The sequence below is a fragment of the Staphylococcus sp. HMSC067F07 genome (assembly GCF_001837405.1).
GTDB lineage: Bacteria > Bacillota > Bacilli > Staphylococcales > Staphylococcaceae > Staphylococcus > Staphylococcus capitis.
In genome coordinates this window covers 234,254-257,795 of record NZ_KV832234.1, presented here as the reverse complement: position 1 = coordinate 257,795, position 23,542 = coordinate 234,254, and the positions used below count along the sequence as shown (strand labels likewise).

18 protein-coding genes are annotated in these 23,542 nt (G+C 32.7%); 14 read left to right on the top strand and 4 right to left on the bottom strand.

Going from position 1 to position 23,542, the window contains the following annotated elements:
* Positions 1 to 36: 36 nt before the first annotated feature.
* Entirely contained in the window at positions 37 to 537 is a 501-nt protein-coding gene (locus HMPREF2706_RS04495) for a universal stress protein (protein ID WP_002434800.1), read from the bottom strand.
* Between the two features lie 142 nt (positions 538 to 679).
* On the opposite strand from HMPREF2706_RS04495, the gene ald reads away from it, so the two are divergent.
* Positions 680 to 1,798, top strand: coding sequence for an alanine dehydrogenase (gene ald / locus HMPREF2706_RS04490; protein WP_002469674.1), 1,119 nt, complete (start codon positions 680 to 682; stop codon positions 1,796 to 1,798).
* 56 nt (positions 1,799 to 1,854) lie between these two features.
* Here ald and HMPREF2706_RS04485 read toward each other — a convergent pair whose 3' ends face one another.
* On the bottom strand, positions 1,855 to 2,910 hold the full coding sequence (locus HMPREF2706_RS04485) for a M24 family metallopeptidase (protein ID WP_070862216.1): 1,056 nt from the start codon (positions 2,908 to 2,910) through the stop codon (positions 1,855 to 1,857).
* A 170-nt stretch (positions 2,911 to 3,080) separates the two neighbouring features.
* Here HMPREF2706_RS04485 and HMPREF2706_RS04480 point away from each other — a divergent pair, with 170 nt between their 5' ends.
* Positions 3,081 to 3,770 (top strand): metal-dependent hydrolase, encoded by a 690-nt coding sequence (locus HMPREF2706_RS04480; protein WP_023350114.1) that lies wholly within the window; start codon positions 3,081 to 3,083, stop codon positions 3,768 to 3,770.
* 81 nt (positions 3,771 to 3,851) lie between these two features.
* On the opposite strand, the gene HMPREF2706_RS04475 is transcribed toward HMPREF2706_RS04480, so the two are convergent.
* Positions 3,852 to 4,265 carry a universal stress protein gene (locus HMPREF2706_RS04475; protein ID WP_002434753.1) on the bottom strand — a complete coding sequence of 138 codons (414 nt, stop codon included), beginning with the start codon at positions 4,263 to 4,265 and terminating at the stop codon, positions 3,852 to 3,854.
* Positions 4,266 to 4,473: 208 nt separating this feature from the next.
* Between HMPREF2706_RS04475 and HMPREF2706_RS04470 the strand changes: the two genes are divergently transcribed.
* The 8 genes from HMPREF2706_RS04470 to pyk all read left to right on the top strand — a co-directional run bounded on the left by HMPREF2706_RS04470 (position 4,474) and on the right by pyk (position 16,361).
* Entirely contained in the window at positions 4,474 to 5,772 is a 1,299-nt protein-coding gene (locus HMPREF2706_RS04470) for a DRTGG domain-containing protein (protein WP_049427451.1), read from the top strand.
* A 34-nt stretch (positions 5,773 to 5,806) separates the two neighbouring features.
* Positions 5,807 to 6,748, top strand: a complete 942-nt coding sequence (locus HMPREF2706_RS04465) for a DHH family phosphoesterase (RefSeq protein WP_049427452.1) — start codon at positions 5,807 to 5,809, stop codon at positions 6,746 to 6,748.
* Between the two features lie 19 nt (positions 6,749 to 6,767).
* Entirely contained in the window at positions 6,768 to 9,971 is a 3,204-nt protein-coding gene (locus HMPREF2706_RS04460) for a DNA polymerase III subunit alpha (RefSeq protein ID WP_049427454.1), read from the top strand.
* Positions 9,972 to 10,300: 329 nt separating this feature from the next.
* Positions 10,301 to 11,530 (top strand): NADP-dependent malic enzyme, encoded by a 1,230-nt coding sequence (locus HMPREF2706_RS04455; protein ID WP_070862215.1) that lies wholly within the window; start codon positions 10,301 to 10,303, stop codon positions 11,528 to 11,530.
* Between the two features lie 106 nt (positions 11,531 to 11,636).
* Positions 11,637 to 12,494: an acetyl-CoA carboxylase, carboxyltransferase subunit beta gene (gene accD / locus HMPREF2706_RS04450; RefSeq protein ID WP_002434776.1), complete on the top strand. Its 858-nt coding sequence runs from the start codon at positions 11,637 to 11,639 to the stop codon at positions 12,492 to 12,494.
* A complete protein-coding gene (locus tag HMPREF2706_RS04445; protein WP_002434660.1) occupies positions 12,494 to 13,438 on the top strand; it encodes an acetyl-CoA carboxylase carboxyltransferase subunit alpha in 945 nt (314 codons plus the stop codon). The genes accD and HMPREF2706_RS04445 overlap by 1 nt, the downstream gene beginning before the upstream one ends.
* Positions 13,439 to 13,615: 177 nt before the next feature.
* Complete coding sequence (gene pfkA / locus HMPREF2706_RS04440; RefSeq protein WP_002434701.1) at positions 13,616 to 14,584, top strand: 6-phosphofructokinase; 969 nt, start codon at positions 13,616 to 13,618, stop codon at positions 14,582 to 14,584.
* A 19-nt stretch (positions 14,585 to 14,603) separates the two neighbouring features.
* Positions 14,604 to 16,361, top strand: a complete 1,758-nt coding sequence (gene pyk, locus HMPREF2706_RS04435) for a pyruvate kinase (RefSeq protein ID WP_049427461.1) — start codon at positions 14,604 to 14,606, stop codon at positions 16,359 to 16,361.
* A gap of 136 nt (positions 16,362 to 16,497) precedes the next feature.
* On the opposite strand, the gene HMPREF2706_RS04430 is transcribed toward pyk, so the two are convergent.
* Positions 16,498 to 17,853: an amino acid permease gene (locus HMPREF2706_RS04430; RefSeq protein ID WP_023350119.1), complete on the bottom strand. Its 1,356-nt coding sequence runs from the start codon at positions 17,851 to 17,853 to the stop codon at positions 16,498 to 16,500.
* 348 nt (positions 17,854 to 18,201) lie between these two features.
* Here HMPREF2706_RS04430 and HMPREF2706_RS04425 point away from each other — a divergent pair, with 348 nt between their 5' ends.
* From HMPREF2706_RS04425 to pnpS, 4 genes are all read left to right on the top strand, one after another.
* Positions 18,202 to 19,320, top strand: coding sequence for a citrate synthase (locus HMPREF2706_RS04425; protein WP_070862214.1), 1,119 nt, complete (start codon positions 18,202 to 18,204; stop codon positions 19,318 to 19,320).
* Between the two features lie 54 nt (positions 19,321 to 19,374).
* The gene (gene icd / locus HMPREF2706_RS04420) at positions 19,375 to 20,643 is read left to right on the top strand and encodes an NADP-dependent isocitrate dehydrogenase (protein WP_023350121.1); all 1,269 of its coding nucleotides are present in this window, start codon (positions 19,375 to 19,377) and stop codon (positions 20,641 to 20,643) included.
* A gap of 283 nt (positions 20,644 to 20,926) precedes the next feature.
* On the top strand, positions 20,927 to 21,637 hold the full coding sequence (locus HMPREF2706_RS04415; RefSeq protein ID WP_002434702.1) for a response regulator transcription factor: 711 nt from the start codon (positions 20,927 to 20,929) through the stop codon (positions 21,635 to 21,637).
* Entirely contained in the window at positions 21,637 to 23,334 is a 1,698-nt protein-coding gene (gene pnpS, locus HMPREF2706_RS04410; protein ID WP_023350122.1) for a two-component system histidine kinase PnpS, read from the top strand. Before HMPREF2706_RS04415 ends, pnpS begins: the two co-directional genes overlap by 1 nt.
* Positions 23,335 to 23,542: the final 208 nt, after the last annotated feature.

Genomic DNA, 23,542 nt, shown 5'->3' with positions numbered 1-23,542 from the left:
ATTAAATGAATATATTCTTACTTTTAAATATTAAATTTAATCTTGATATCTTTCACGTAATCTAGGCGTAGCTACTTGTGGTTGGAAATCTTCAGGAATTTCTTCTGTACGTACAACTAAAACATCACATGGCGCGTGGCGTACGATTGCTTCTGATACTGAACCTACAATAAAACGTTCTACAGCATTTAAACCTGAAGTACCACTCATGATTAAATCAGCACCTACTTCATGTGCTAATTTTTTAGGGATAATCGCTTTAGGTGAGCCAAATTCTAAACGTGTTTCTACATTTTTTACTCCTGCATTTGAAGCTACTTCTTTATAACCTTTAAGTAACTCCTCAGAAAAATGTTTAGATTTCTCAGTGAACTGAGCATCATAGACTTCATAAGAAGAGTATGTTCTTGAATCGATTACATTTACAATTGTTAATTTTGCATCGTTACGTTTAGCAACTCCTACAGCTTTATTAAAAGCCCATTCTGCTTCGTGTGAACCGTCGACTGCGATTAAAATATTTTTATACGTAATCATCGCTCGTGCCCCCTTCATGTTTCTTAACTCTATTTTAACATAATTGACAGAATATTTAATTATCAATAATTACAAATTTGTGTATTTTTTATGATTGCGCTTTCAATACTTTCGCGTTAGGATGTAAGAGGAGGTGGATGGAATGAAAATTGGTATTCCAAAGGAGATAAAAAATAACGAGAACAGAGTGAGTTTATCACCAAGTGGCGTACATGCACTTGTAGAGCAAGGACATACAGTCTTTGTTGAAACAAACGCAGGACTAGGTTCATATTTTGAAGACGTTGACTACAAAGAAGCTGGAGCAGAGATCGTATCTGAACAGGCGAAAATATGGGATGTAGATATGGTAGTCAAAGTTAAAGAACCATTAGAATCTGAATATCAATTCTTTAAAGAGGGGTTAATTCTCTTCACTTATTTACATTTAGCTAATGAAGAAAAATTAACTCAAGCTTTAGTAGATAATAAAGTTATTGGTATTGCATACGAAACAGTGCAATTACCTGATAAATCATTACCATTATTATCACCTATGAGCGAAGTTGCCGGAAGAATGTCAACTCAAATCGGAGCTGAGTTCTTACAAAAAGTTAACGGCGGCATGGGAATATTACTCGGTGGCGTACCAGGTGTACCTAAAGGGAAAGTAACAATTATAGGTGGAGGTCAAGCCGGTACTAACGCAGCTAAGATTGCTTTAGGCTTAGGCGCTGATGTCACTGTGCTTGATGTTAATCCAAAACGTTTACAAGAACTTGATGACTTATTTAATGGAAGGGTACATACAATTATGTCCAATCCACTAAATATTGAAATGTTCGTTAAAGATAGTGACTTAGTTATTGGTGCTGTACTTATTCCAGGTGCTAAAGCTCCAAACTTAGTCACTGAAGATATGATTAAGCAAATGAAAGCAGGATCAGTGATAGTAGATATCGCTATTGACCAAGGTGGTATTTTCGAGACAACTGATAAAATTACTACACATGACGATCCTACTTATACAAAACATGGTGTTGTTCACTATGCTGTGGCTAATATGCCTGGCGCTGTACCACGTACATCAACATTAGCTTTAAATAATGCTACATTACCATTTGCGCAAACTTTAGCTAATAAAGGTTATCGTGAAGCGTTTAAATCAAATCATGCGTTATCCTTAGGATTAAATACTTACAAAGGTCATGTTACGAATAAGGGTGTAGCTGAAGCGTTTAACTTAGAATATACTTCTGTTGAAGATGCGCTTAATCAATAATTAAAAAGAAACTCGGCTAGGTACTAACTTAGCCGAGTTTTATTATGCTTAAATTATTATTTTTGATATTTTGTAAGGATTTCATATCCATTTTCAGTCACTAGAATATCGTCTTCGATTCTAACACCTGCAACATCAGGGACATAAATGCCTGGTTCTATAGTTATCACCATTCCCGCTTCTAAAGGGTTCTCATTGGCACTGGAAACGTCTTGATATTCGTGTTCTTCTAATCCTAAGCCGTGGCCTAATCGATGAGGGAAATAGTCGCCGTATCCCGCTTCGCTAATAATATCTCGAGCATTTTTATCAATGTCTTTAATCATTACTCCAGGTTTGATAGCCTCAATCGCAGATTGCTCAGCTTTCAATACGGTTTTATAAATATTTTGAGCATCTTCGCTAGGGTTACCAAATTTTACCGTCCTCGTCATATCACTACAATAATGCTCGTAAACAACACCTAAATCAAATAAAACATACTCATTTTGTTGTAACTTTCTATTACCAGGTGTTCCGTGAGAAGAAGCAGCATGATCCCCGAATAGTACCATAGTGTCAAAACTCATTTCGTTAACACCATATTTTTTTATTTCATTTTCAATATGATTCACGACATCTCGTTCTTCAACACCTTCTTTTAAATAAGCGACGCCGATTTCTATACACTTATCAGCTAATTCAGCGGCTTTCTTAATTTTAGTTACTTCTTCATAGGATTTTATGTTTCTTAAATCTTTAATAGATTGATCTATATCACTATAAACTTGTACATTGAAAGCTTGAGATAATTCACGTTGACGTTTAACAGTCAAATGTTCACTTTCAATCAGTAATGTAGTAAACGTTTGAGGATATAAATCAAAGGGGATTTGAGTATCTAGGTAACCAATAATTTTTCCCTCATATGGAGAAGCTTTTACTTCTTCTACTTCCATTTTTGGACAAAATAGTACTGGCTCCCCATCAGCTTGAATAAGTAGGGCAAATAAACGTTCATGAGGTTCACTACGGTATCCAGTAAAGTAGTAAATATTAAGTGGCGTCGTAATCCAGGCTGCATCTGCATTTTGTTGTTGTAAGACTTTAATGATTTCATCTATTTTAGTCATTTTAATTTGCCTCCATAGTATTGATGTAATTTAATTTTATTCTAAATAGTCTTAGTTTTCAAAAATCGAATCATGAAAAACATGTTTGTAGTCATTTTGATATACAGTGTTATAAGAGGGAGTAGCTAGGGTATAATGATTACAGATAAAATTTGAGGAGGGCTATATAAATGAAACTTTCATTTCATGGTCAATCAACAATCTATTTTGAAGGAAATGGTAAAAAAGTAATTGTCGATCCTTTTATTTCTGGAAATGACAAATGCGATTTAGATGAACAAACTTTAGATGTAGACTACATTATTTTAACTCATGGACATGAAGATCATTTTGGTGATGTAGTTGAACTAGCGAACAGAAACCACGCTGTAGTTATTGGTTCTGCGGAATTACAAGGTTACTTATCAACTTATCACGGTGTTGAAAATGTACATGGTATGAATATCGGTGGTAAAGCTAAATTCGATTTTGGTACTGTAAAATTTGTTCAAGCTTTCCACAGCTCTAGTTTTACACATGAAGATGGTATTCCAGTATATTTAGGTATGCCAATGGGAGTTGTTATCGAAGCTGAAGGTAAAACGATTTATCACACAGGAGATACTGGCTTATTTAGTGATATGAAATTAATTGCAGATAGACATCCTGTTGATGTATGCTTCGTACCTATTGGAGATAACTTTACAATGGGCATTGATGACGCAAGTTATGCGATAAATGAATTAATTAAACCGCAAATCAGTGTACCAATTCATTACAATACTTTCCCATTAATCGAACAGGACCCAAATCAGTTTAAGGATGCTGTTAATGTAGGTGAAGTTCAAATTCTAGAGCCAGGTCAATCAGTTGAATTTTAATTTGATGTTTTGAATAATTTAATGTTTATAAAAAATTCCCGATTCTTAAACTTTTTAAGAAGAATCGGGAATTTCTATTAATTATTTAACGATTAATACAGGGATTGTAGCTCGTTTAGCTACTTTATGACTTACGCTACCGAGTACAAATTTCTTTTTATCTTCAGCTTTACGGTTACTTAAAACAACAATTTCATATTTACCACTATTAGCATGTTTCAATAACTCTTCTTTAGGATTTCCTCTAACAATGATTTGATCATAATCAATACCGTAGTCCTCTAATGCTTTTCTTGTTTTCTCTAAACGTTCGCTTCTTTCTTCAGTTAGTTCATCCAAGTGAACTCCTGCTTTGATAGAAGCTTGAGCATCTTGTTCATTAATAGCATTTAGAATAGTTACAACTGTATCTTTACCAGCTAAATGAGACACTTCTTTTAATGCTTTTTCATTTTTTAATTGAGTGTCTACACCAAGTAAAATATGTTTATACATAAGTACATCCCTCCTCAACTTTATTTTAATAGAGTTTTAATGGAATTTCCATTTAAATTCATTTTTCTATTCAAAATTAAATAAAAAAGTAATTATGTATATCGTTTTGAATTTCAATTTACTTTAAGTGAAGTTGTGCCATGATTTTTTTGAGGTTAAAAGTTATAATAATGCTATCACTGTTCAATAGAAATAAAGAGGTAACTTGATGACTAAACACGAGCAAATTTTAAATTACATTGAATCACTATCTGTAGGTTCTAAAATTTCTGTTAGAAAGATTGCAAAAGTTTTAGATGTTTCTGAAGGTACAGCATATAGAGCAATTAAAGATGCAGGTCAACTTGGCATTGTTGCTACAATTGATCGTGTAGGTACAGTAAGAATTGAGAAACGTAATAGGGATAATATAGACAATTTAACATTTAATGAAATTGCTAACATTGTTGAAGGTCAAATTTTAGGTGGTAAGAAGGGATTAGGGAAAACTGTATCCAAATTTGCGATAGGAGCAATGGAACTTCAAGATATTTTAAAATATATTGGAAGTCACACATTGCTTATAGTCGGAAACCGTGCAGATGTTCAAATGGAAGCCTTAAAACGAGACACTGCAATATTAATAACTGGTGGATTTCAGCCTTCTAAAGAAGTCGTTGAATATGCAAATGAGCACGAACTGCCCATTATTTCATCAAGTTATGATACATTTCTAGTCGCTAATATTATTAATAGAGCAATGTATAATCAAAAAATTCGTAAAGAAATTCTTGTCGTAGAGGATATTGTCAAACCTATTAATGAGTTATCAGTATTATTTGATGACATGAAAATTAATGACTATAAAAAGTTAGCAAATGATACAGGGCACACTAGATTTCCTATAGTGAATGAAGATTTTAAATTAGTAGGAATAGTTACAAGTAGAGAAATTATTAATATGAATGAAGAGGATGAGTTAGGGAAAATAATGACACGTAATCCTCTTAGTGTAAAGCTTACCAATACAGTGGCTAGTTGTGCGCATATGATGATATGGGAAGGCATTGAATTACTGCCTGTAACTAATAATAATAAAAAAGCTATTGGTGTAATTAATAGACAGGATGTATTGAAGTCAATGCAACTTTTAGGAAGACAGCCGCAAATTGGTGATACAATTAATGATCAAATTGCTAAGCATATTACGATTAATTCAAATGGAATTACTGTTGATGTTTCTCCTTTAGTAACAAATCATTATGGCACATTAAGTAAAGCAGTATTTGTGGGCATTATCGAAGAAACGATTAGACATGAGATGAGAAAGTACAAAAAAGGTAATGTAATGATTGAAAACTTAAATATAGTTTATATCAAAACTGTACCTATTGAATCATCCATCGATGTTCATTATGAAATGCTAGATGTTGGTAGAAATTTTGCTAAGTTAGAAGTAACAATGATTAATAATAAAGAAAAGGTTGCAAACGCATTAGTAATTTGTCAAATGTTTGAAGGCTTTTGAGCAATAAATGAGTATTTTAAGGGAGTAATTTAAAATGAAGAATATTATGAATGATATGATGCAAGAAATTGAACAAAACGATACGATCATCATCCATCGTCATGTTAGACCAGACCCTGACGCTTATGGATCACAATTAGGACTTAAATATTATTTAGAGGCTAAATATCCAAATAAGCATATTTATGCAGTCGGAGAAAATGAACCATCTTTAGAATTTATAGGTACTTTTGATGAAATTTCAGATGAAGTTTATAAAGAAGCATTGGTGATCGTTTGTGACACTGCAAATTCTCCGCGTATTGACGACCAACGTTATCAGAATGGTTTAAAAGTATTGAAGATAGACCATCATCCAGCGATAGACCAATATGGCGACATTAATTATGTGAGTACAGAGGCGTCTTCGACAAGTGAAATTATCTATGATTTTATTACACATTTTAACGATGAGCGTATTATAGACGAAAAAACTGCACGTGTATTATATTTGGGCATTGTGGGAGATACAGGAAGATTCTTATTTAACAATACCACTCCGCACACAATGGAAGTGGCTAGTAAATTAATTGCCTTTCCTTTTGACCCTAATGCAGAACTAAATAAAATGTCAGAGAAAGATCCTAAACTTTTACCTTTCCAAGGTTACATTTTACAGAATTTCGAATTAGACAATGTGGGTTATTGTCAGGTTAAAATAACTCGCGATATTTTAGAGGAATATAATATTCAACCTAATGAAGCATCTCAATTTGTAAATACTATAGCTGATATTCAAGGTTTGAAAATTTGGATGTTTGGTGTAGATGAAGGAGACCAAATTAGATGTCGAATTCGTTCAAAGGGTAAAATCACTATTAATGATGTAGCAAATGATTTTGGTGGTGGTGGACATCCGAATGCTTCAGGTGTCTCTGTATATAGTTGGGCTGAATTTGATAATCTAGCTAATGCATTAAAACAAAAGATTAAATAACTGGAAGGAGTATACAAACATGGTTGCGCATTTAAATATTCATACTGCATACGATTTATTGAACGCAAGTTTGAAAATTGAAGATGTGGTCAATAAAGCTAAAAATGAAGGTTATCGTGCGCTTGCAATTACAGATACCCATGTTTTATATGGCTTTCCTAAGTTTTATGATGCGTGTATAGCAAAAGATATTCATCCGATTTTTGGCATGACGATAACATTAACTGATGGTTTATATACAGTTGAAACAGTCGTATTAGCTCAAAATAATGAAGGGTTAAAAGCGCTATATCAACTTTCTTCTGCAATTAAGATGAAAGAAAAAGAGGAAGTACCTTTAGAATGGCTAAAACGTTACGATAAAAATCTAATTATTATCTTCAAAGATATTGATAATACTCACAAACAAATTATTGAAGCATTTAATGATAAAATACATGTTTATATCAATCATACGAGTAATGATATTGTTAATAGAAAAAAAGTATGGCTTAAGTCAGCAAGATATTTGAATAGAGAAGACGCTGATACCATTTCTGCTTTACAAGCCATCAAAGATAATTCTAAATTAGATATTATTAACGATAGTAAAGATTTTGGTGAGCATTTTCCTGATCAGAAGGAATTTGAAGAGTTAGAAATCGATGAGAAAATAAAACAAAATACTGAAGACATCGTAGACTTATGTAAAGCTGAATTGGTATATCATCAATCGTTACTGCCTCAATATGTCACACCTGATGGAGAAGTTTCAAAAGATTATCTATGGTCAGTATTAATTCGTAAATTAAATGATTGGAATTTAAATAACGATCAGTATTTAAATCGACTTAAGCATGAATATGAAATTATAACTAAAATGGGATTTGAAGATTATTTCCTTATAGTTAGTGACCTTATACATTACGCTAAAACACATGACGTAATGGTTGGACCTGGTCGTGGTTCTTCAGCTGGTTCATTAGTCAGTTATTTATTAGAAATAACAACTACCGATCCAATTAAATTTAACCTACTCTTTGAAAGATTTTTAAATCCAGAGAGGGTAACTATGCCTGATATAGATATTGACTTTGAAGATACAAGACGTGAAAAAGTGATTCAATATGTTCAAGAAAAATATGGTGAACTCCATGTTTCTGGTATTGTTACATTTGGTCATTTACTTGCTAGAGCAGTTGGGCGTGATGTCGGAAGAATTATGGGCTTTGATGAAACGACTTTAAATGAGATATCTAAATTAATTCCTCACAAGTTGGGGATTACTCTAGATAAAGCATATCAAGAAGAGGACTTTAAGTCTTTTGTTCACCGAAACCACCGAAATGAACTATGGTTTGAAATGAGTAAAAAATTAGAAGGCTTACCTAGACATACATCAACACATGCAGCAGGAATTATTATTAACGATCAACCTTTATATAAATACGCGCCACTTACATTGGGTGATACAGGTTTATTAACACAATGGACTATGACAGAAGCGGAACGTATTGGTTTATTAAAAATCGATTTTTTAGGTTTACGTAACTTATCTATTATTCATCAAATAGTTAATCAAGTTAAGAAAGATTTAGATGTTGATATAGATGTCGAAGCGATTCCATTTGATGATAAAAATGTTTTTAAACTTTTATCTCAAGGTGATACTACAGGTATTTTCCAACTAGAATCAGAAGGCGTTAGAAGTGTGCTAAAAAGACTTCAACCAGAGCATTTTGAGGATATTGTTGCCGTAACATCTCTATATCGTCCAGGACCTATGGAAGAGATACCAACATATATTACTCGTAGACATGACCCTTCAAAAGTAGAATATTTGCATAATGATTTAGAATCCATTTTAAAAAGTACGTATGGTGTCATTATTTATCAAGAGCAAATAATGCAAATTGCAAGTAAATTCGCTAACTTTAGTTATGGTGAAGCGGATATCTTACGAAGAGCTATGAGTAAGAAGAATCGTGCAGTATTAGAAAATGAACGTCAACACTTTGTTAATGGCGCCAAACAAAATGGATACAACGAACAAATAAGTAAACAAATTTTTGACTTAATACTTAAATTTGCTGATTACGGTTTCCCTAGAGCGCACGCAGTGAGCTATTCTAAAATAGCCTACATTATGAGTTATTTAAAAGTGTATTATCCAAACTATTTCTATGCCAATATTCTAAGTAATGTTATAGGTAGTGAAAAGAAAACTTCTGCCATTATAGATGAAGCGAAGCATCAAAAATTAAATATTTTACCACCTAATATCAATGAAAGTCATTGGTATTATAAAGCAACTTCAAAAGGTATTTATTTATCTCTAGGAGCTATAAAAGGTGTAGGATACCAGAGTGTTAAAACGATTGTTGATGAAAGATATAATAATGGCAAGTTTAAAGATTTTTTTGATTTTACACGAAGAATTCCTAAAAGGGTTAAAAGTAGAAAATTATTAGAAGATTTAATTTTAGTTGGTGCGTTTGATCATTTTGGTAAAAATAGAGCTACTCTATTACAAACTATTGATCAAGTTTTAGATACAGCCTCTGATGTCGAGCAGGATGATATGCTTTTCGACATATTAACTCCGAAACAAGCTTATGAAGATAAAGAAGAGTTACCTGATAAAATGCTTAGTGATTATGAAAAAGAGTATTTAGGCTTCTACATATCTAAACATCCGGTTGAGAAAGAATTTGATAAAAAGCAATACTTAGGAATTTATAAATTAGGTAATGCTCAAAATCACCAACCTATATTAGTACAATTTGATGCAATTAAACAAATAAGAACTAAGAATGGACAGAACATGGCCTTCGTAACCCTTAATGATGGAATGTTGTTAATGGACGGTGTGATATTTCCTGATAAATTCAAGAAATATGAAACTTCAATATCTAATGAAGAAATGTATATAGTCATCGGTAAATTTGAAAAAAGAAATCAACAACTACAACTTATTATAAATCAGATCATTGAAGTGAATGAATTTAAAAATCAAAAGATTAAAGCATCTAAAAAAGTGATTCTACGTGATACGCAATTGATTTCAGATAAGTTGCAAGAAATGATAGTAGACACACCAATTGAGAAAAATAACATTTTAGAGATTAGTTCGTTTAATGAACAAAATAATGATATAAAACACTTAGGATATATAAATAAAGATGATGAGACAATTTATCAACTTATCGAGTCTGTAAAACCTAGTGATATTAGGTTTATATAACTTTTATCAATTTTTAAACTATGGTATAGTTAACTGATGGTTAAGATAATAACCATCAGTTTTTCTTTGTAATTATTTTTTGTTTTGGTTATACACTGTTTAACTTATAATCGAAAGAAAAAATAATTTTAATAAATAAGAATAGTATCACGAAGAATTATTTAAATTAACGTATTCATTTACATATGAGATGCGTTTCTAACTATTCTTAAAATGAAGTATATTGTGTTTTTAAATATTAGAAATACTAGATTCAACATTCACGATTTTTATCTAATAAGTACAGTTATTTTTTAACTTTAAAATTATTTAAAATAGGGGTTGATTTCATGTCTTTAAGAGACGATGCATTAGAGATGCACAAAGAGAATCAAGGTAAATTAGAAATTACACCAAATATAAAAGTAACTAATAAAGAAGAACTTAGTTTAGCTTATTCACCTGGTGTTGCTGAACCTTGTAAGGAGATTCATGAAGATTCAAGAAAAGTTTATGATTATACAATAAAGGCAAACACTGTAGCAGTGGTAACTGATGGGACTGCTGTTCTTGGTTTAGGTAATATTGGAGCAGAAGCTAGCATTCCTGTTATGGAAGGTAAAGCGGTATTGTTTAAAAGCTTTGCTGGTATCAACGGCGTACCTATTGCATTAGATACGACAGACACTGATGAAATTGTTAATACTGTGAAATTACTACAGCCTAATTATGGTGGTATTAATCTTGAAGATATTTCAGCACCGAGATGTTTTGAAATAGAGGAAACATTGAAAAAAGAAACTAATATCCCAGTATTCCATGACGATCAACATGGTACAGCAATTGTTACTATGGCTGGTTTAATCAATGCTTTAAGAATTGTTGATAAAGATTTATCAGATATTAAAGTTGTACTAAATGGAGCTGGAGCTGCTGGAATTGCTATTGTAAAACTTTTATATTCTTATGGTGTTAGAGACATGATTATGTGCGACTCTAAAAGAGCTATTTATGAAGGGCGACAACATGGTATGAATGATACTAAAGCTTATGTTGCTAACTGGACAAACAAAGATAAAATCGATGGTTCTTTAGAAGAAGTTATTAAAGATGCAGATGTATTTATTGGTGTATCTGTAGCAGACTTATTAACTAAAGATATGGTTAAGAGCATGGCAGATGATCCAATTATCTTTGCTATGGCAAATCCTAACCCTGAAATCAAACCTGATGATGCTAAAGAAGCAGGTGCTAAAGTCATTGGTACAGGACGTTCAGATTTTCCTAACCAAATTAATAATGTCTTAGCTTTCCCTGGCATTTTTAGAGGTGCATTAGATGTTGAAGCAACTCACATCAATGAAGATATGAAAAAAGCGGCTGTAGAAGCAATTGCAGACTTAATTGAAGAGGATGAACTTAATCCTGATTATTGTATTCCTGGACCTTTTGATAAAAGAGTTGCGCCATCTGTTGCTAGAAGCGTAGCCAAAGCTGCTATGGAATCAGGGGTTGCAAGAATCGAAGTTAACCCTCAAGATATTTATGATAAAACAATGAAAGTGACAGATTTAAAATAATTTTGAAGTTGATTTATATGCTAGTTACAATATAGTTTTTTCATGAGCATATTGAATCAGGAAATTTAAAAAATGGTAGTAACAGAGGTTATTTGGAGGTTTACCAATGTTTAAAGATTTTTTTAATCGAAGTAAGAAAAAGAAATATTTAACAGTTCAAGATTCTAAACAAAATGATGTGCCAGCTGGGATTATGACTAAATGCCCAAAGTGTAAAAAAATTATGTACACTAAAGAATTAGCTGAAAATCTAAATGTGTGCTTCAATTGTGATCACCACATCGCACTCACTGCACATAAGAGAATTGAAGCTATTTCAGATGAAGGGACATTTGTAGAATTCGACAAGGGCATGACCTCTGCGAATCCATTAGATTTCCCTGGCTACATTGAAAAGGTAGAGAAAGATCAACAAAAGACAGGATTAAATGAAGCTGTAGTTACTGGTACTTCTGAACTTGATGGTATTAAATATGGAGTGGCCGTAATGGATGCCCGTTTTAGAATGGGAAGCATGGGATCAGTAGTAGGTGAAAAAATCTGCAGAATTATAGATTACTGTACTGAACACCGTCTACCATTTATTCTCTTTTCAGCAAGTGGTGGTGCCAGAATGCAAGAAGGCATTATTTCACTTATGCAAATGGGAAAAACAAGTGTATCACTTAAACGTCATTCTGATGCAGGCTTATTATATATCTCATATATAACTAACCCGACAACTGGAGGGGTTTCTGCAAGTTTTGCTTCAGTAGGAGATATTAATTTAAGTGAACCTAAAGCGCTTATAGGTTTTGCTGGTAGACGTGTCATTGAACAAACTATTAATGAAAAGTTACCTGATGACTTCCAAACGGCTGAATTTTTATTAGAGCATGGTCAATTAGATAAAGTTATTCATCGTAAAGATATGAAAGAAACGCTTTCTAATATCTTAAATATCCATCAAGAGGTGAGTAAATAATGTTAGATTTTGAAAAGCCACTTTTTGAAATAAGAAATAAAATTGAATCGTTAAAAGAATCTCAAGAGAAAAATGAAGTTGATCTACAAGAAGAAATAGATATGCTTGAAGCGTCGCTTGAGAGAGAAACTAAAAAAGTTTATACCAATTTGAAGCCTTGGGATCGTGTACAGATTGCTCGCTTACAAGAACGTCCAACTACTTTGGATTATATACCTTATATTTTCGACTCATTTATTGAGCTTCATGGAGATAGAAATTATAGAGATGACCCTGCCATGATTGGTGGAATTGGTTATCTAAACGGACAAGCTGTCACTGTAGTCGGCCAGCAACGTGGTAAAGATACAAAAGATAACATTTATCGTAATTTTGGAATGGCTCATCCAGAGGGATATCGTAAAGCTCTTCGTTTAATGAAACAAGCTGAAAAGTTTAACCGTCCGATCTTTACTTTTATTGATACAAAAGGTGCTTATCCAGGTAAAGCAGCTGAAGAACGTGGTCAGAGTGAATCAATAGCTAAAAATCTAATTGAAATGGCATCACTGACAGTCCCTGTTATCGCAATCGTTATTGGTGAAGGCGGTAGTGGTGGTGCGCTTGGTATAGGTATATCTAATAAAGTACTTATGCTTGAGAATAGTACTTATTCAGTTATTTCACCTGAAGGCGCTGCTGCTTTACTTTGGAAAGATAGTAATTTAGCTAAAATTGCTGCTGAAACTATGAAAATTACAGCTAATGATCTTAAAGGTTTAAATATTGTTGATGAAGTGATTAATGAACCTTTAGGTGGTGCTCATAAAGATATAGAATCACAAGCTTCAACAATTAAAGAAGTTTTTGTGAAACACCTAAATGAATTGAACCAAAAATCTGGTGAAGATTTAGCTAATGATCGTTTCGAGAAATTTAGACATATAGGATCAGTTGTAGAATAAATTATTAAGAGTTAATTGTCTTGATTAAAGGCTATTAGCTCTTTTTTATGATTTTAGAAAAAATTCATTATTTAAAACGTTTACATCCGTTGAAAGGCTTTCTTTTGATGGAACAGTAAAATAAATTGTGGTAATTTAGAGTTAAAGATAAATCTAGTTAAAGAAAGGTATGTCGTCATGAAAAAAATTGCAGTTTTAACTAGCGGTGGAGATTCACCAGGTATGAATGCTGCAGTTCGAGCAGTCGTTCGTACAGCAATTTACAATAATATTGAAGTTTATGGGATTTATCATGGTTACCAAGGTTTACTTGACGATGATATTCACAAGCTTGAATTAGGCTCTGTAGGGGATACAATTCAACGTGGAGGTACGTTCCTATTTTCAGCTAGGTGCCCTCAATTTAAAGAAGAAGATGTGCGTAAGAAAGGTATTGAAAACCTTCGTAAACGTGGTATTGAAGGCTTAGTTGTCATTGGGGGCGATGGTAGTTATCGCGGTGCTCAACGTATTAGTGAAGAATGTAAGGAAATTCAAACTATTGGAATACCTGGTACTATTGATAATGATATTAATGGTACAGATTTCACTATAGGTTTTGACACTGCTTTGAATACAATTATTGAATCGGTCGATAAAATTAGAGATACTGCATCAAGTCATGCTCGTACTTTTATAGTAGAAGTAATGGGTCGAGACTGTGGTGATTTAGCGTTATGGGCAGGATTGTCTGTTGGCGCAGAGACGATTGTAGTACCTGAAGTTCATACAGACATTAAAGATGTTGCAGAAAAAATTGAACAGGGTATAAAAAGAGGTAAGAAACATTCTATCGTTATGGTCGCTGAAGGATGTATGAGTGGCCAAGAATGTGCTGATGAATTAATGAAATACATCAATATTGATACTCGAGTATCAGTTTTAGGTCATATTCAGCGTGGAGGAAGCCCTTCTGGAGCTGACCGTGTGTTGGCTTCAAGGTTAGGTGGACACGCTGTAGAATTACTTAAACAAGGTGAAACTGCTAAAGGTGTGGGTATTAAAAATAATCAATTAACTGCTACACCATTTGATGATATCTTTGGAGAAAGTAATCATAAATTTGATAAAGATATGTATCAATTAGCTAAAGAATTATCAATATAAATTATGGGAGGATTATATAATGAGAAAGACTAAAATTGTATGTACTATAGGACCAGCTTCTGAATCGGAAGAAATGCTTGAAAAATTAATTAACGCGGGTATGAACGTTGCGCGTTTAAACTTCTCTCATGGTAGTCATGAAGAACATAAAGCAAGAATTGATACAATACGTAAAGTTGCTAAACGTTTAGATAAAACTGTTGCACTATTATTAGATACTAAAGGGCCTGAAATTCGTACGCATAATATGAAAGATGGCGTTATTGAATTAGAAAAAGGTAAAGAAGTTATTGTAAGTATGAATGAAGTTGAAGGTACTCCTGAGAAATTCTCAGTTACTTATGAAGACTTAATTAACGATGTAAATGAAGGTTCTTATATCTTATTAGATGACGGTTTAGTTGAACTACAAGTTAAAGAAATTAATAAAGATAAAGGCGAAGTTAAATGTGATATCTTAAATACAGGAGAATTAAAAAATAAAAAAGGTGTTAACTTACCAGGAGTAAAAGTTAATTTACCAGGTATCACTGATAAAGATGCTGATGATATCCGCTTTGGTATCAAAGAAAATGTTGATTTTATCGCAGCAAGTTTCGTAAGACGTCCTAGTGATGTTTTAGATATTCGCCAAATTCTTGAAGAAGAAAAAGCTCATATCACAATTTTCCCTAAAATTGAAAACCAAGAAGGTATCGATAATATTGACGAAATATTAGAAGTTTCTGATGGTTTAATGGTTGCTCGTGGTGACATGGGTGTTGAAATACCACCAGAAAAAGTACCTATGGTTCAAAAAGATTTAATTAGAAAATGTAATAAATTAGGTAAACCAGTTATTACTGCAACTCAAATGTTAGATTCAATGCAACGTAATCCTCGTGCAACTCGTGCGGAAGCAAGTGACGTTGCTAATGCCATTTATGATGGTACTGATGCAGTTATGTTATCAGGTGAAACTGCAGCGGGATTATACCCAGAAGAAGCAGTTAAAACGATGAGAAATATCGCAGTTTCAGCTGAAGCAGCGCAAGATTATAAAAAATTATTATCTGACCGTACTAAGTTAGTTGAAACATCTCTTGTTAATGCCATTGGTGTTTCTGTAGCACATACAGCGCTTAATTTAAATGTTAAAGCAATTGTTGCTGCAACAGAGAGTGGATCAACTGCACGTACGATTTCAAAATATCGTCCACACTCTGATATTATCGCTGTTACTCCTAGTGAAGAAACTGCACGTCAATGTGCGATTGTTTGGGGCGTTAATCCTGTAGTTAAAGAAGGACGTAAAAACACTGATGCATTACTCAATAATGCAGTAGCAACTGCAGTTGAGACTGGTAGAGTTTCTAATGGAGACTTAATCATTATTACTGCAGGTGTACCTACTGGTGAAAAAGGTACAACAAACATGATGAAAATTCACTTAGTAGGTGATGAAATTGCTCGTGGCCAAGGCGTAGGTCGTGGATCAATAGTAGGCCATGCTATTGTTGCTGATAGTGCAAGTGACTTAGAGGGTAAAGATTTATCTGATAAAGTCATTGTTACTAACTCTGTTGATGAAACATTAGTACCTTATGTCGAAAATGCTATTGGTTTAATTACTGAAGAGAACGGTATCACTTCACCAAGTGCAATCGTTGGTTTAGAAAAAGGTATTCCAACAGTAGTTGGTGTTGAAAAAGCTACTAAAGAAATTAAGAACGATATGTTAGTTACTGTTGATGCAGCTCAAGGAAAAATCTTTGAAGGCTACGCTAACGTACTATAATTTAATTTAAATATAATTTTACATGACTGAGGCATTATTTATAATGTCTCAGTTTTTGTGTTTTAAAACTTGAATGGTGATAAAAAAATACCAGCGTTAGACATTTCAATTCTAACGCTGGTATTAATTATTATTATTACGCGTGTTTGCTTACCTTTTTGTATCGTAAATACATGAGACCTAAAATAATAAACCAAATAGGTGTTAAATAGATAGCTCTTCTAGTATCGACATTTACAAATAATAAGCCGAAGACAAAAATGAAGAAAATTAATATTGCATATCCCATATATAGACCACCAGGTAATTTATAAGTTGCCTTTTTATGTAACTCTGGATTATTTCTACTGTAATTGATATAAGCAATAATAATCAATGCCCATACAACTAAAAATAGTACAGTTGAAATAGTTGTAACATAAGTAAATACCTTAGTAGCGTCAGGGAAAATATAATTTAACAACGCTGCAATTAGCAATAATGCTGATGAAGCTATAATAGCTGTGTGTGGTACACCGTTTTTGTTGGTTTTAGAGAAGGCTGGTGGAGCTTGTTCTTGATTAGATAGTCCGTACAGCATTCTACTATTTGAAAAGATACCACTATTACATGATGATGCAGCAGCAGTTAAAACCACAAAGTTAATTATTCCAGCTGCAAATGGTACTCCAATTAAAGCGAATAATTTAACGAAAGGGCTGTTATCTGGATCAACTTTGTACCAAGGAATGATTGACATAATTACTGCTAATGCCCCAACATAGAAAATTAATATTCTAATAGGTACACTATTGATTGCCTTTGGTATAGTTTGTTCAGGATCTTTCGTCTCTCCAGCAGTAACACCAATCATTTCGATTCCTACGAATGAAAATAGTGCCATCTGGAATGACATGAAGAACCCTGAAGCCCCTTTAGGGAATATTCCATGGTTGTATAAATTAGTTAAACTTGTATGTCCGAATTGTGTTTTGAAAGCAAAAAGAATCATGACAATACCTACAACGATTAAAGCAATAATTGTGGCAATTTTAATGATTGCAAACCAAAATTCTAATTCACCAAATAATTTGGCGCTTAGTAGGTTAAATGACATTAAGATTAATACACAAAATAAAGCACTAATCCAATTAGGTATTTCAGGGAACCAAAAACTAACATATTTAGCTACCGCTGTAACTTCAGCCATACCAGTAATAATCCAACATAACCAATATGTCCACCCTGTAATAAATCCAGCAAATGGTCCTATGTATTTATTAGTAACATCCGCAAATGATTTAAAATTAGTGTTTTGAATTATAATTTCTCCCAATCCACGCATAAACATGAATAACATAAATCCTATAATGATATAGGTAAGCAATATTGAGGGACCCGTCATTGCAATTGTTTGACCGGCACCAAGGAATAACCCCGTTCCTATAGCGCCTCCAATGGCGATTAATTGAACATGACGATTGCTCAATTCTCTTTGTAAATTTTCAGCCATAAGACATCTCCCTTACTATAAGATATTTATATTATGCACTTATAAGGCTATTTATACAATTCTTTTCGCAAAAAAGTGTGAAAATTCACTAAAATGTATATTTATATTTTGTAATCATTCTTGATAACTAAACGAAAACATCACAATATTTTTGAAATTTGATGAGTTATATACTATGTAAAGTTTAATTTCACGCTCTTTTAAAGATGTTAACATACATTAAGGTCAAGCTAATATACCATTTTTACATGTTTAAAGTTATTTATAATGTTTCACAAATTGTTTGAATTTAGCTATAATACTAGGTGAAAGCCATTTCATAAAGAAATAGTAAAGGGGAAATTTATCATGGCAGAATTACAAAGAGGTTTAGAAGGGGTTATTGCAGCTGAAACTAAGATCAGCTCAATAATTGACAGTCAATTGACATATGCGGGCTATGATATTGATGATCTCGCAGAAAATGCCCAATTCGAAGAAATTATTTTCTTACTTTGGAATTATAGACTTCCAAATAAAGAAGAATTAAAAGAATTGAAAGAAAAATTATTTGAGTTTATGACTCTAAACGAAAGAGTTTATAAACACTTTGAAGAGTATGTAACTGATGATGTTCATCCTATGACAGCGTTACGTACATCTGTATCTTATATTGCTCATTTCGATCCAGATGCTGAAGTTGAATCTGAAGATAAAAAGTATGAAAGAGCAATTCGTATTCAAGCAAAAATTGCTTCATTAGTTACGGCTTTCGCAAGAGTAAGAGAAGGGAAAGAACCTGTTAAACCTAATTCAGAATTAAGTTATGCAGCGAACTTCTTATACATGTTAAGAGGCGAACTTCCAACTGACATTGAAGTTGAAGCATTCAATAAAGCTTTAATTTTACATGCCGATCATGAATTAAACGCATCTGCATTCACTGCTCGTTGTGCTGTTTCATCACTATCTGATATGTATTCAGGTATTGTTGCTGCTGTAGGTTCATTAAAAGGGCCTCTACACGGTGGTGCAAATGAACGTGTAATGGCAATGTTAAAAGAAGTAGGTAGTACTGATAATGTTGATAGTTACCTTGATGAGAGATTCGCTAATAAAGATAAAGTAATGGGCTTTGGTCACCGTGTATATAAAGATGGTGATCCACGTGCTAAATATTTACGTGAAATGAGCCGTAAAATTACTGAAGAAACTGGTCAAAGCGAATTATTTGATATTTCATTAGCTATTGAAAAGCGTATGAAAGATGAAAAAGGCTTAATTCCAAATGTTGATTTCTTCAGTGCAACTGTTTATCACAGTATGAACATTCCTCATGATTTATTTACACCAATCTTTGCAGTAAGTCGTACTTCTGGTTGGATTGCTCATATATTAGAACAATATCGAGACAACAGAATTATGAGACCAAGAGCTCAATATATTGGTGAGAAAGATCGTAAATATGTTCCTATTGAAGAAAGATAATAAAATAACATATAGTATTTAGTGAAAGTTTAAATATACTTGGAGGTTAGATTTATGTCAGCAGAAAAAATTACTCAAACTAATGAAGGTTTAAATGTACCAAACGAACCAATTATTCCATTTATTATTGGTGATGGAATTGGACCAGATATTTGGAAAGCTGCAAGTCGCGTTATTGATGCAGCAGTAGAAAAAGCTTACAACGGCGAAAAACGTATTGAATGGAAAGAAGTTTTAGCTGGACAAAAAGCTTATGATGAAACAGGAGAATGGTTACCTCAAGAAACTTTAGACACGATTAAAGAATATTTAATCGCTGTTAAAGGACCTTTAACTACGCCAATTGGTGGCGGGATCCGTTCACTAAATGTTGCTTTAAGACAAGAATTAGATTTATTTACTTGCTTACGTCCTGTTCGTTGGTTCCAAGGTGTACCATCTCCAGTTAAACGTCCTGAAGATGTAGATATGGTTATTTTCCGTGAAAACACTGAAGATATCTACGCAGGTATTGAATTTAAAGAAGGAACTTCAGAAGTTAAAAAAGTAATTGATTTCTTACAAAATGAGATGGGAGCTACTAACATCCGCTTCCCAGAAACTTCAGGTATTGGTATTAAACCTGTATCTAAAGAAGGTACAGAACGTCTTGTTAGAGCAGCTATTCAATATGCTTTAGATAACAATCGTAAATCTGTGACTTTAGTGCATAAAGGTAACATTATGAAATTCACTGAAGGTTCATTCAAACAATGGGGTTATGACTTAGCTCATAATGAATTTGGTGATAAAGTATTTACTTGGCAACAATATGATGAAATTGTTGAAAAAGAAGGTAAAGATGCAGCAAATGAAGCTCAAGATAAAGCTGAAAAAGAAGGCAAAATTATTATCAAAGATTCAATTGCTGATATCTTCTTACAACAAATCTTAACTCGTCCAGCTGAACATGATGTAGTAGCAACTATGAACTTAAATGGTGACTACATTTCAGATGCTTTAGCTGCACAAGTTGGCGGTATTGGTATCGCTCCAGGTGCTAATATTAACTACGAAACAGGCCACGCTATCTTTGAAGCAACTCATGGTACAGCTCCAAAATACGCTGGATTAAATAAAGTTAATCCATCATCAGAAATTTTAAGTTCAGTTCTAATGTTAGAACACTTAGGTTGGCAAGAAGCTGCTGATAAAATCACTGATTCAATTGAAGCAACTATCGCTTCTAAAATTGTAACTTACGATTTTGCTCGTTTAATGGATGGCGCTGAAGAAGTTTCAACTTCAGAGTTCGCTGACGAGTTAATTAAAAACTTAAAGTAAACTAAATTAGATTTAAAAATAAATAAGATACTAATCTTTGTTGGGTTGGCGAAAGCCAACCCTTTTTTTAAAGATTATGTAAAAATGTAAGTTATCATTATCTTTTTACTTCAAAAGATGATAGGTTAATTAATGTTAAGACAATATTAAACAAATATTTTCTTAATATATGTGCAAATATATTTGTTTTGTTAAGTTTATGTAAAATTGATGTGTAGCTATGTTATTTTTATTTGAACTTCAGTTATAATGAAATTGTAATAACAAAATAGGGAGGCACACCATGTCACAAAAAGTATTAGTGGTTGATGATGAACAATCAATCGTGACCTTACTAAAGTATAATTTAGAAACAGCAGGATACATAGTTGAAGTCGCGTATGACGGCGAGGAAGCATTAAAAAAGGTTGAAGAAGAGCAACCTGAACTTATTGTATTGGACGTCATGTTACCTAAGAAGGATGGTATTGAGGTGTGTAAATCAATTCGATCTGACAAAAATTTAGTACCTATTTTAATGTTAACCGCAAAAGATGATGAGTTTGATCGTGTTTTAGGACTTGAACTAGGTGCTGACGATTACATGACAAAGCCATTTTCACCTAGAGAAGTGGTTGCAAGAGTTAAGGCTATTTTAAGACGTTCTAAGTTTGTTAATGAAATTGAGAAAGAGGACACAGATGAGGAAGACATCATCATCGACTCTATTCGTATACGTCCTGAATTCTTTGAAGTATATAAAGATGAAGAATTATTAGAGTTAACTCCTAAAGAATTCGAATTATTATTATACTTAATTGAAAGACAAGGCCGTGTCATTACACGAGAGCATATGCTCAATTCAGTTTGGAATTATGAATTTGCTGGCGACTCTCGAATCGTCGATGTACATATTAGTCATTTAAGAGATAAATTGGAAGAGAATCCAAAACAACCTAAATTAATTAAAACAGTGCGAGGATTAGGTTATAAATTGGAGAGACCTAAAGCTTAATGCTAAAGTTTCATCATCGTCTATTATTATTAATTAGTACTATAACAATAATTAGTTTTATTGGTTTAGGTGCAATTATTCACAACACAATTTATCAAACTTTAACTAGCAATCAAATCAATGAATTAAGAAATGAAGCACATAATTATGTCAATTTACTAAATCATAAAAAAGGTGAAGAGATTGACAACCTTGCTGATAATCAACAAAATATCGTTGTTATAAAAAACGAAGCTGATGGACACATCATTTTTTCATCAGGTGATAGTAAAAAGATAGATAGTAGAATTGATAATGCAGCCAATCCTTCTAACTTAATTACTAAAAAAACTAATATCGGTACACGCTATACTTTTAAAGATAATATAGGTAACAAAACCGTATACATAAGTGGAATTAATGATGAAATCATAGATTTACAAAGAGAAATGTGGAAATACCTTTCTATAATAGGCGTCATAGTGTTATTCACAGTTTACTTAGCTAGTAGAAGTATCAATCGAACATATATAAGACCTATTAATGAAGTGACGTATGCAACATCATTATTGGCAGATGGTTATTATCATGTTCGTGTTCCTGAAAGTAATGTTAAGGAAACACGAGCACTTTTTGTAACAACGAATGAGCTAGCCAGAAGATTGCAGAAATTGAACAATAGTCAAAAAATACAATCAAATCGTTTGAAAACAACACTTGAGAATATTCCAAGTTCTGTTTTAATGATTGATAAACATGGCGAAATAGTTGTTGCGAACCATGCTTACTATGAAGTATTTAGTCCGGATCAACAGGTTGAAAATAAGAATTATATTGGTTTTATAGATGATAGTATTGAGAAGCTAATAATAGAAAGCTTTAGAACTGAGAAGGTAATCTATGATCAAATTGAAGTAGACATAAATAATGTACATACTAAATACTTTGATGTATCATGTGTCCCAATTTTGTCCAAATCTAAGAAGAAATTACAAGGTATGGTTGTCGTACTTCATGATATTACTAACCTTCAAAAATTAGAAAATCTTAGAAGAGAGTTTGTGGCTAATGTGTCACATGAATTGAAAACACCAATTACTTCTATTAAAGGTTTTGCGGAGACGCTTATTGAAGGTGCTAAAAATGATGAGCAATCTCTTGATATGTTCTTGAACATCATTTTGAAAGAATCTAATAGAATAGAATCGTTAGTTATGGATTTATTGGATTTATCGCATATCGAACAACAAACCGAGATTGAAACGAACTATATGAATTTATCTGAATTAGCTTATAATACGATTGATAACTTGCAGACTCAAGCTATAAATAAAAATATTGAAATTCAACCTGAAATTGAAAAAGATGTCATAATAGAAGCTCATGAAAATAAAATTGCTCAAGTTATTACTAACTTACTTTCAAATGCGATTAATTATTCTCTTGAGGACAATAAGGTTATTGTACGAGTATTTAGAGAGGGTAAAAAGGTTAATTTAGAAATTCAAGATTTCGGAATTGGTATTAGCGCCAAGGATCAAAAACATATCTTTGAACGTTTCTACAGAGTAGATAAAGCGAGAAGTAGAGATTCTGGCGGTACAGGTTTAGGTTTATCAATAACTAAACATATTGTCGAAGCCCATAACGGACGAATCAACATAAATAGTAGACTTGGAGAAGGTTCGACCTTCAAAGTTACTTTTATAGATGAATAATTTTGAGGAACTGCAATGTCATTTTTGACATTGCAGTTTCTTCTTTTGAAAAGCTTTTTGTTGTATACATTTAACTTTATGTTAGAAGTCTTAAATTCGTTAAGAGTAAAAAAGAGGAACACATTAGCTAAAGACTAATGCGTAAGTGGTACTAAGTATTTCAATGTTCAATTGTGCTGGTAAAGGATTACATTTGCTGATGCAAATG

Excerpts from the sequence above, each read along its gene's own strand:
- HMPREF2706_RS04460 (WP_049427454.1), top strand. The coding sequence starts at position 6,768 with ATGGTTGCGCATTTAAATATTCATACTGCATACGATTTATTGAACGCA.
- HMPREF2706_RS04425 (WP_070862214.1), top strand. The coding sequence starts at position 18,202 with ATGGCAGAATTACAAAGAGGTTTAGAAGGGGTTATTGCAGCTGAAACT.
- pfkA (WP_002434701.1), top strand. The coding sequence starts at position 13,616 with ATGAAAAAAATTGCAGTTTTAACTAGCGGTGGAGATTCACCAGGTATG.
- accD (WP_002434776.1), top strand. The coding sequence starts at position 11,637 with ATGTTTAAAGATTTTTTTAATCGAAGTAAGAAAAAGAAATATTTAACA.
- HMPREF2706_RS04445 (WP_002434660.1), top strand. The coding sequence starts at position 12,494 with ATGTTAGATTTTGAAAAGCCACTTTTTGAAATAAGAAATAAAATTGAA.
- HMPREF2706_RS04465 (WP_049427452.1), top strand. The coding sequence starts at position 5,807 with ATGAAGAATATTATGAATGATATGATGCAAGAAATTGAACAAAACGAT.
- pyk (WP_049427461.1), top strand. The coding sequence starts at position 14,604 with ATGAGAAAGACTAAAATTGTATGTACTATAGGACCAGCTTCTGAATCG.
- HMPREF2706_RS04415 (WP_002434702.1), top strand. The coding sequence starts at position 20,927 with ATGTCACAAAAAGTATTAGTGGTTGATGATGAACAATCAATCGTGACC.
- ald (WP_002469674.1), top strand. The coding sequence starts at position 680 with ATGAAAATTGGTATTCCAAAGGAGATAAAAAATAACGAGAACAGAGTG.
- pnpS (WP_023350122.1), top strand. The coding sequence starts at position 21,637 with ATGCTAAAGTTTCATCATCGTCTATTATTATTAATTAGTACTATAACA.
- HMPREF2706_RS04430 (WP_023350119.1), bottom strand. The coding sequence starts at position 17,853 with ATGGCTGAAAATTTACAAAGAGAATTGAGCAATCGTCATGTTCAATTA.
- HMPREF2706_RS04495 (WP_002434800.1), bottom strand. The coding sequence starts at position 537 with ATGATTACGTATAAAAATATTTTAATCGCAGTCGACGGTTCACACGAA.
- HMPREF2706_RS04455 (WP_070862215.1), top strand. The coding sequence starts at position 10,301 with ATGTCTTTAAGAGACGATGCATTAGAGATGCACAAAGAGAATCAAGGT.
- HMPREF2706_RS04480 (WP_023350114.1), top strand. The coding sequence starts at position 3,081 with ATGAAACTTTCATTTCATGGTCAATCAACAATCTATTTTGAAGGAAAT.
- HMPREF2706_RS04485 (WP_070862216.1), bottom strand. The coding sequence starts at position 2,910 with ATGACTAAAATAGATGAAATCATTAAAGTCTTACAACAACAAAATGCA.
- HMPREF2706_RS04475 (WP_002434753.1), bottom strand. The coding sequence starts at position 4,265 with ATGTATAAACATATTTTACTTGGTGTAGACACTCAATTAAAAAATGAA.
- HMPREF2706_RS04470 (WP_049427451.1), top strand. The coding sequence starts at position 4,474 with ATGACTAAACACGAGCAAATTTTAAATTACATTGAATCACTATCTGTA.
- icd (WP_023350121.1), top strand. The coding sequence starts at position 19,375 with ATGTCAGCAGAAAAAATTACTCAAACTAATGAAGGTTTAAATGTACCA.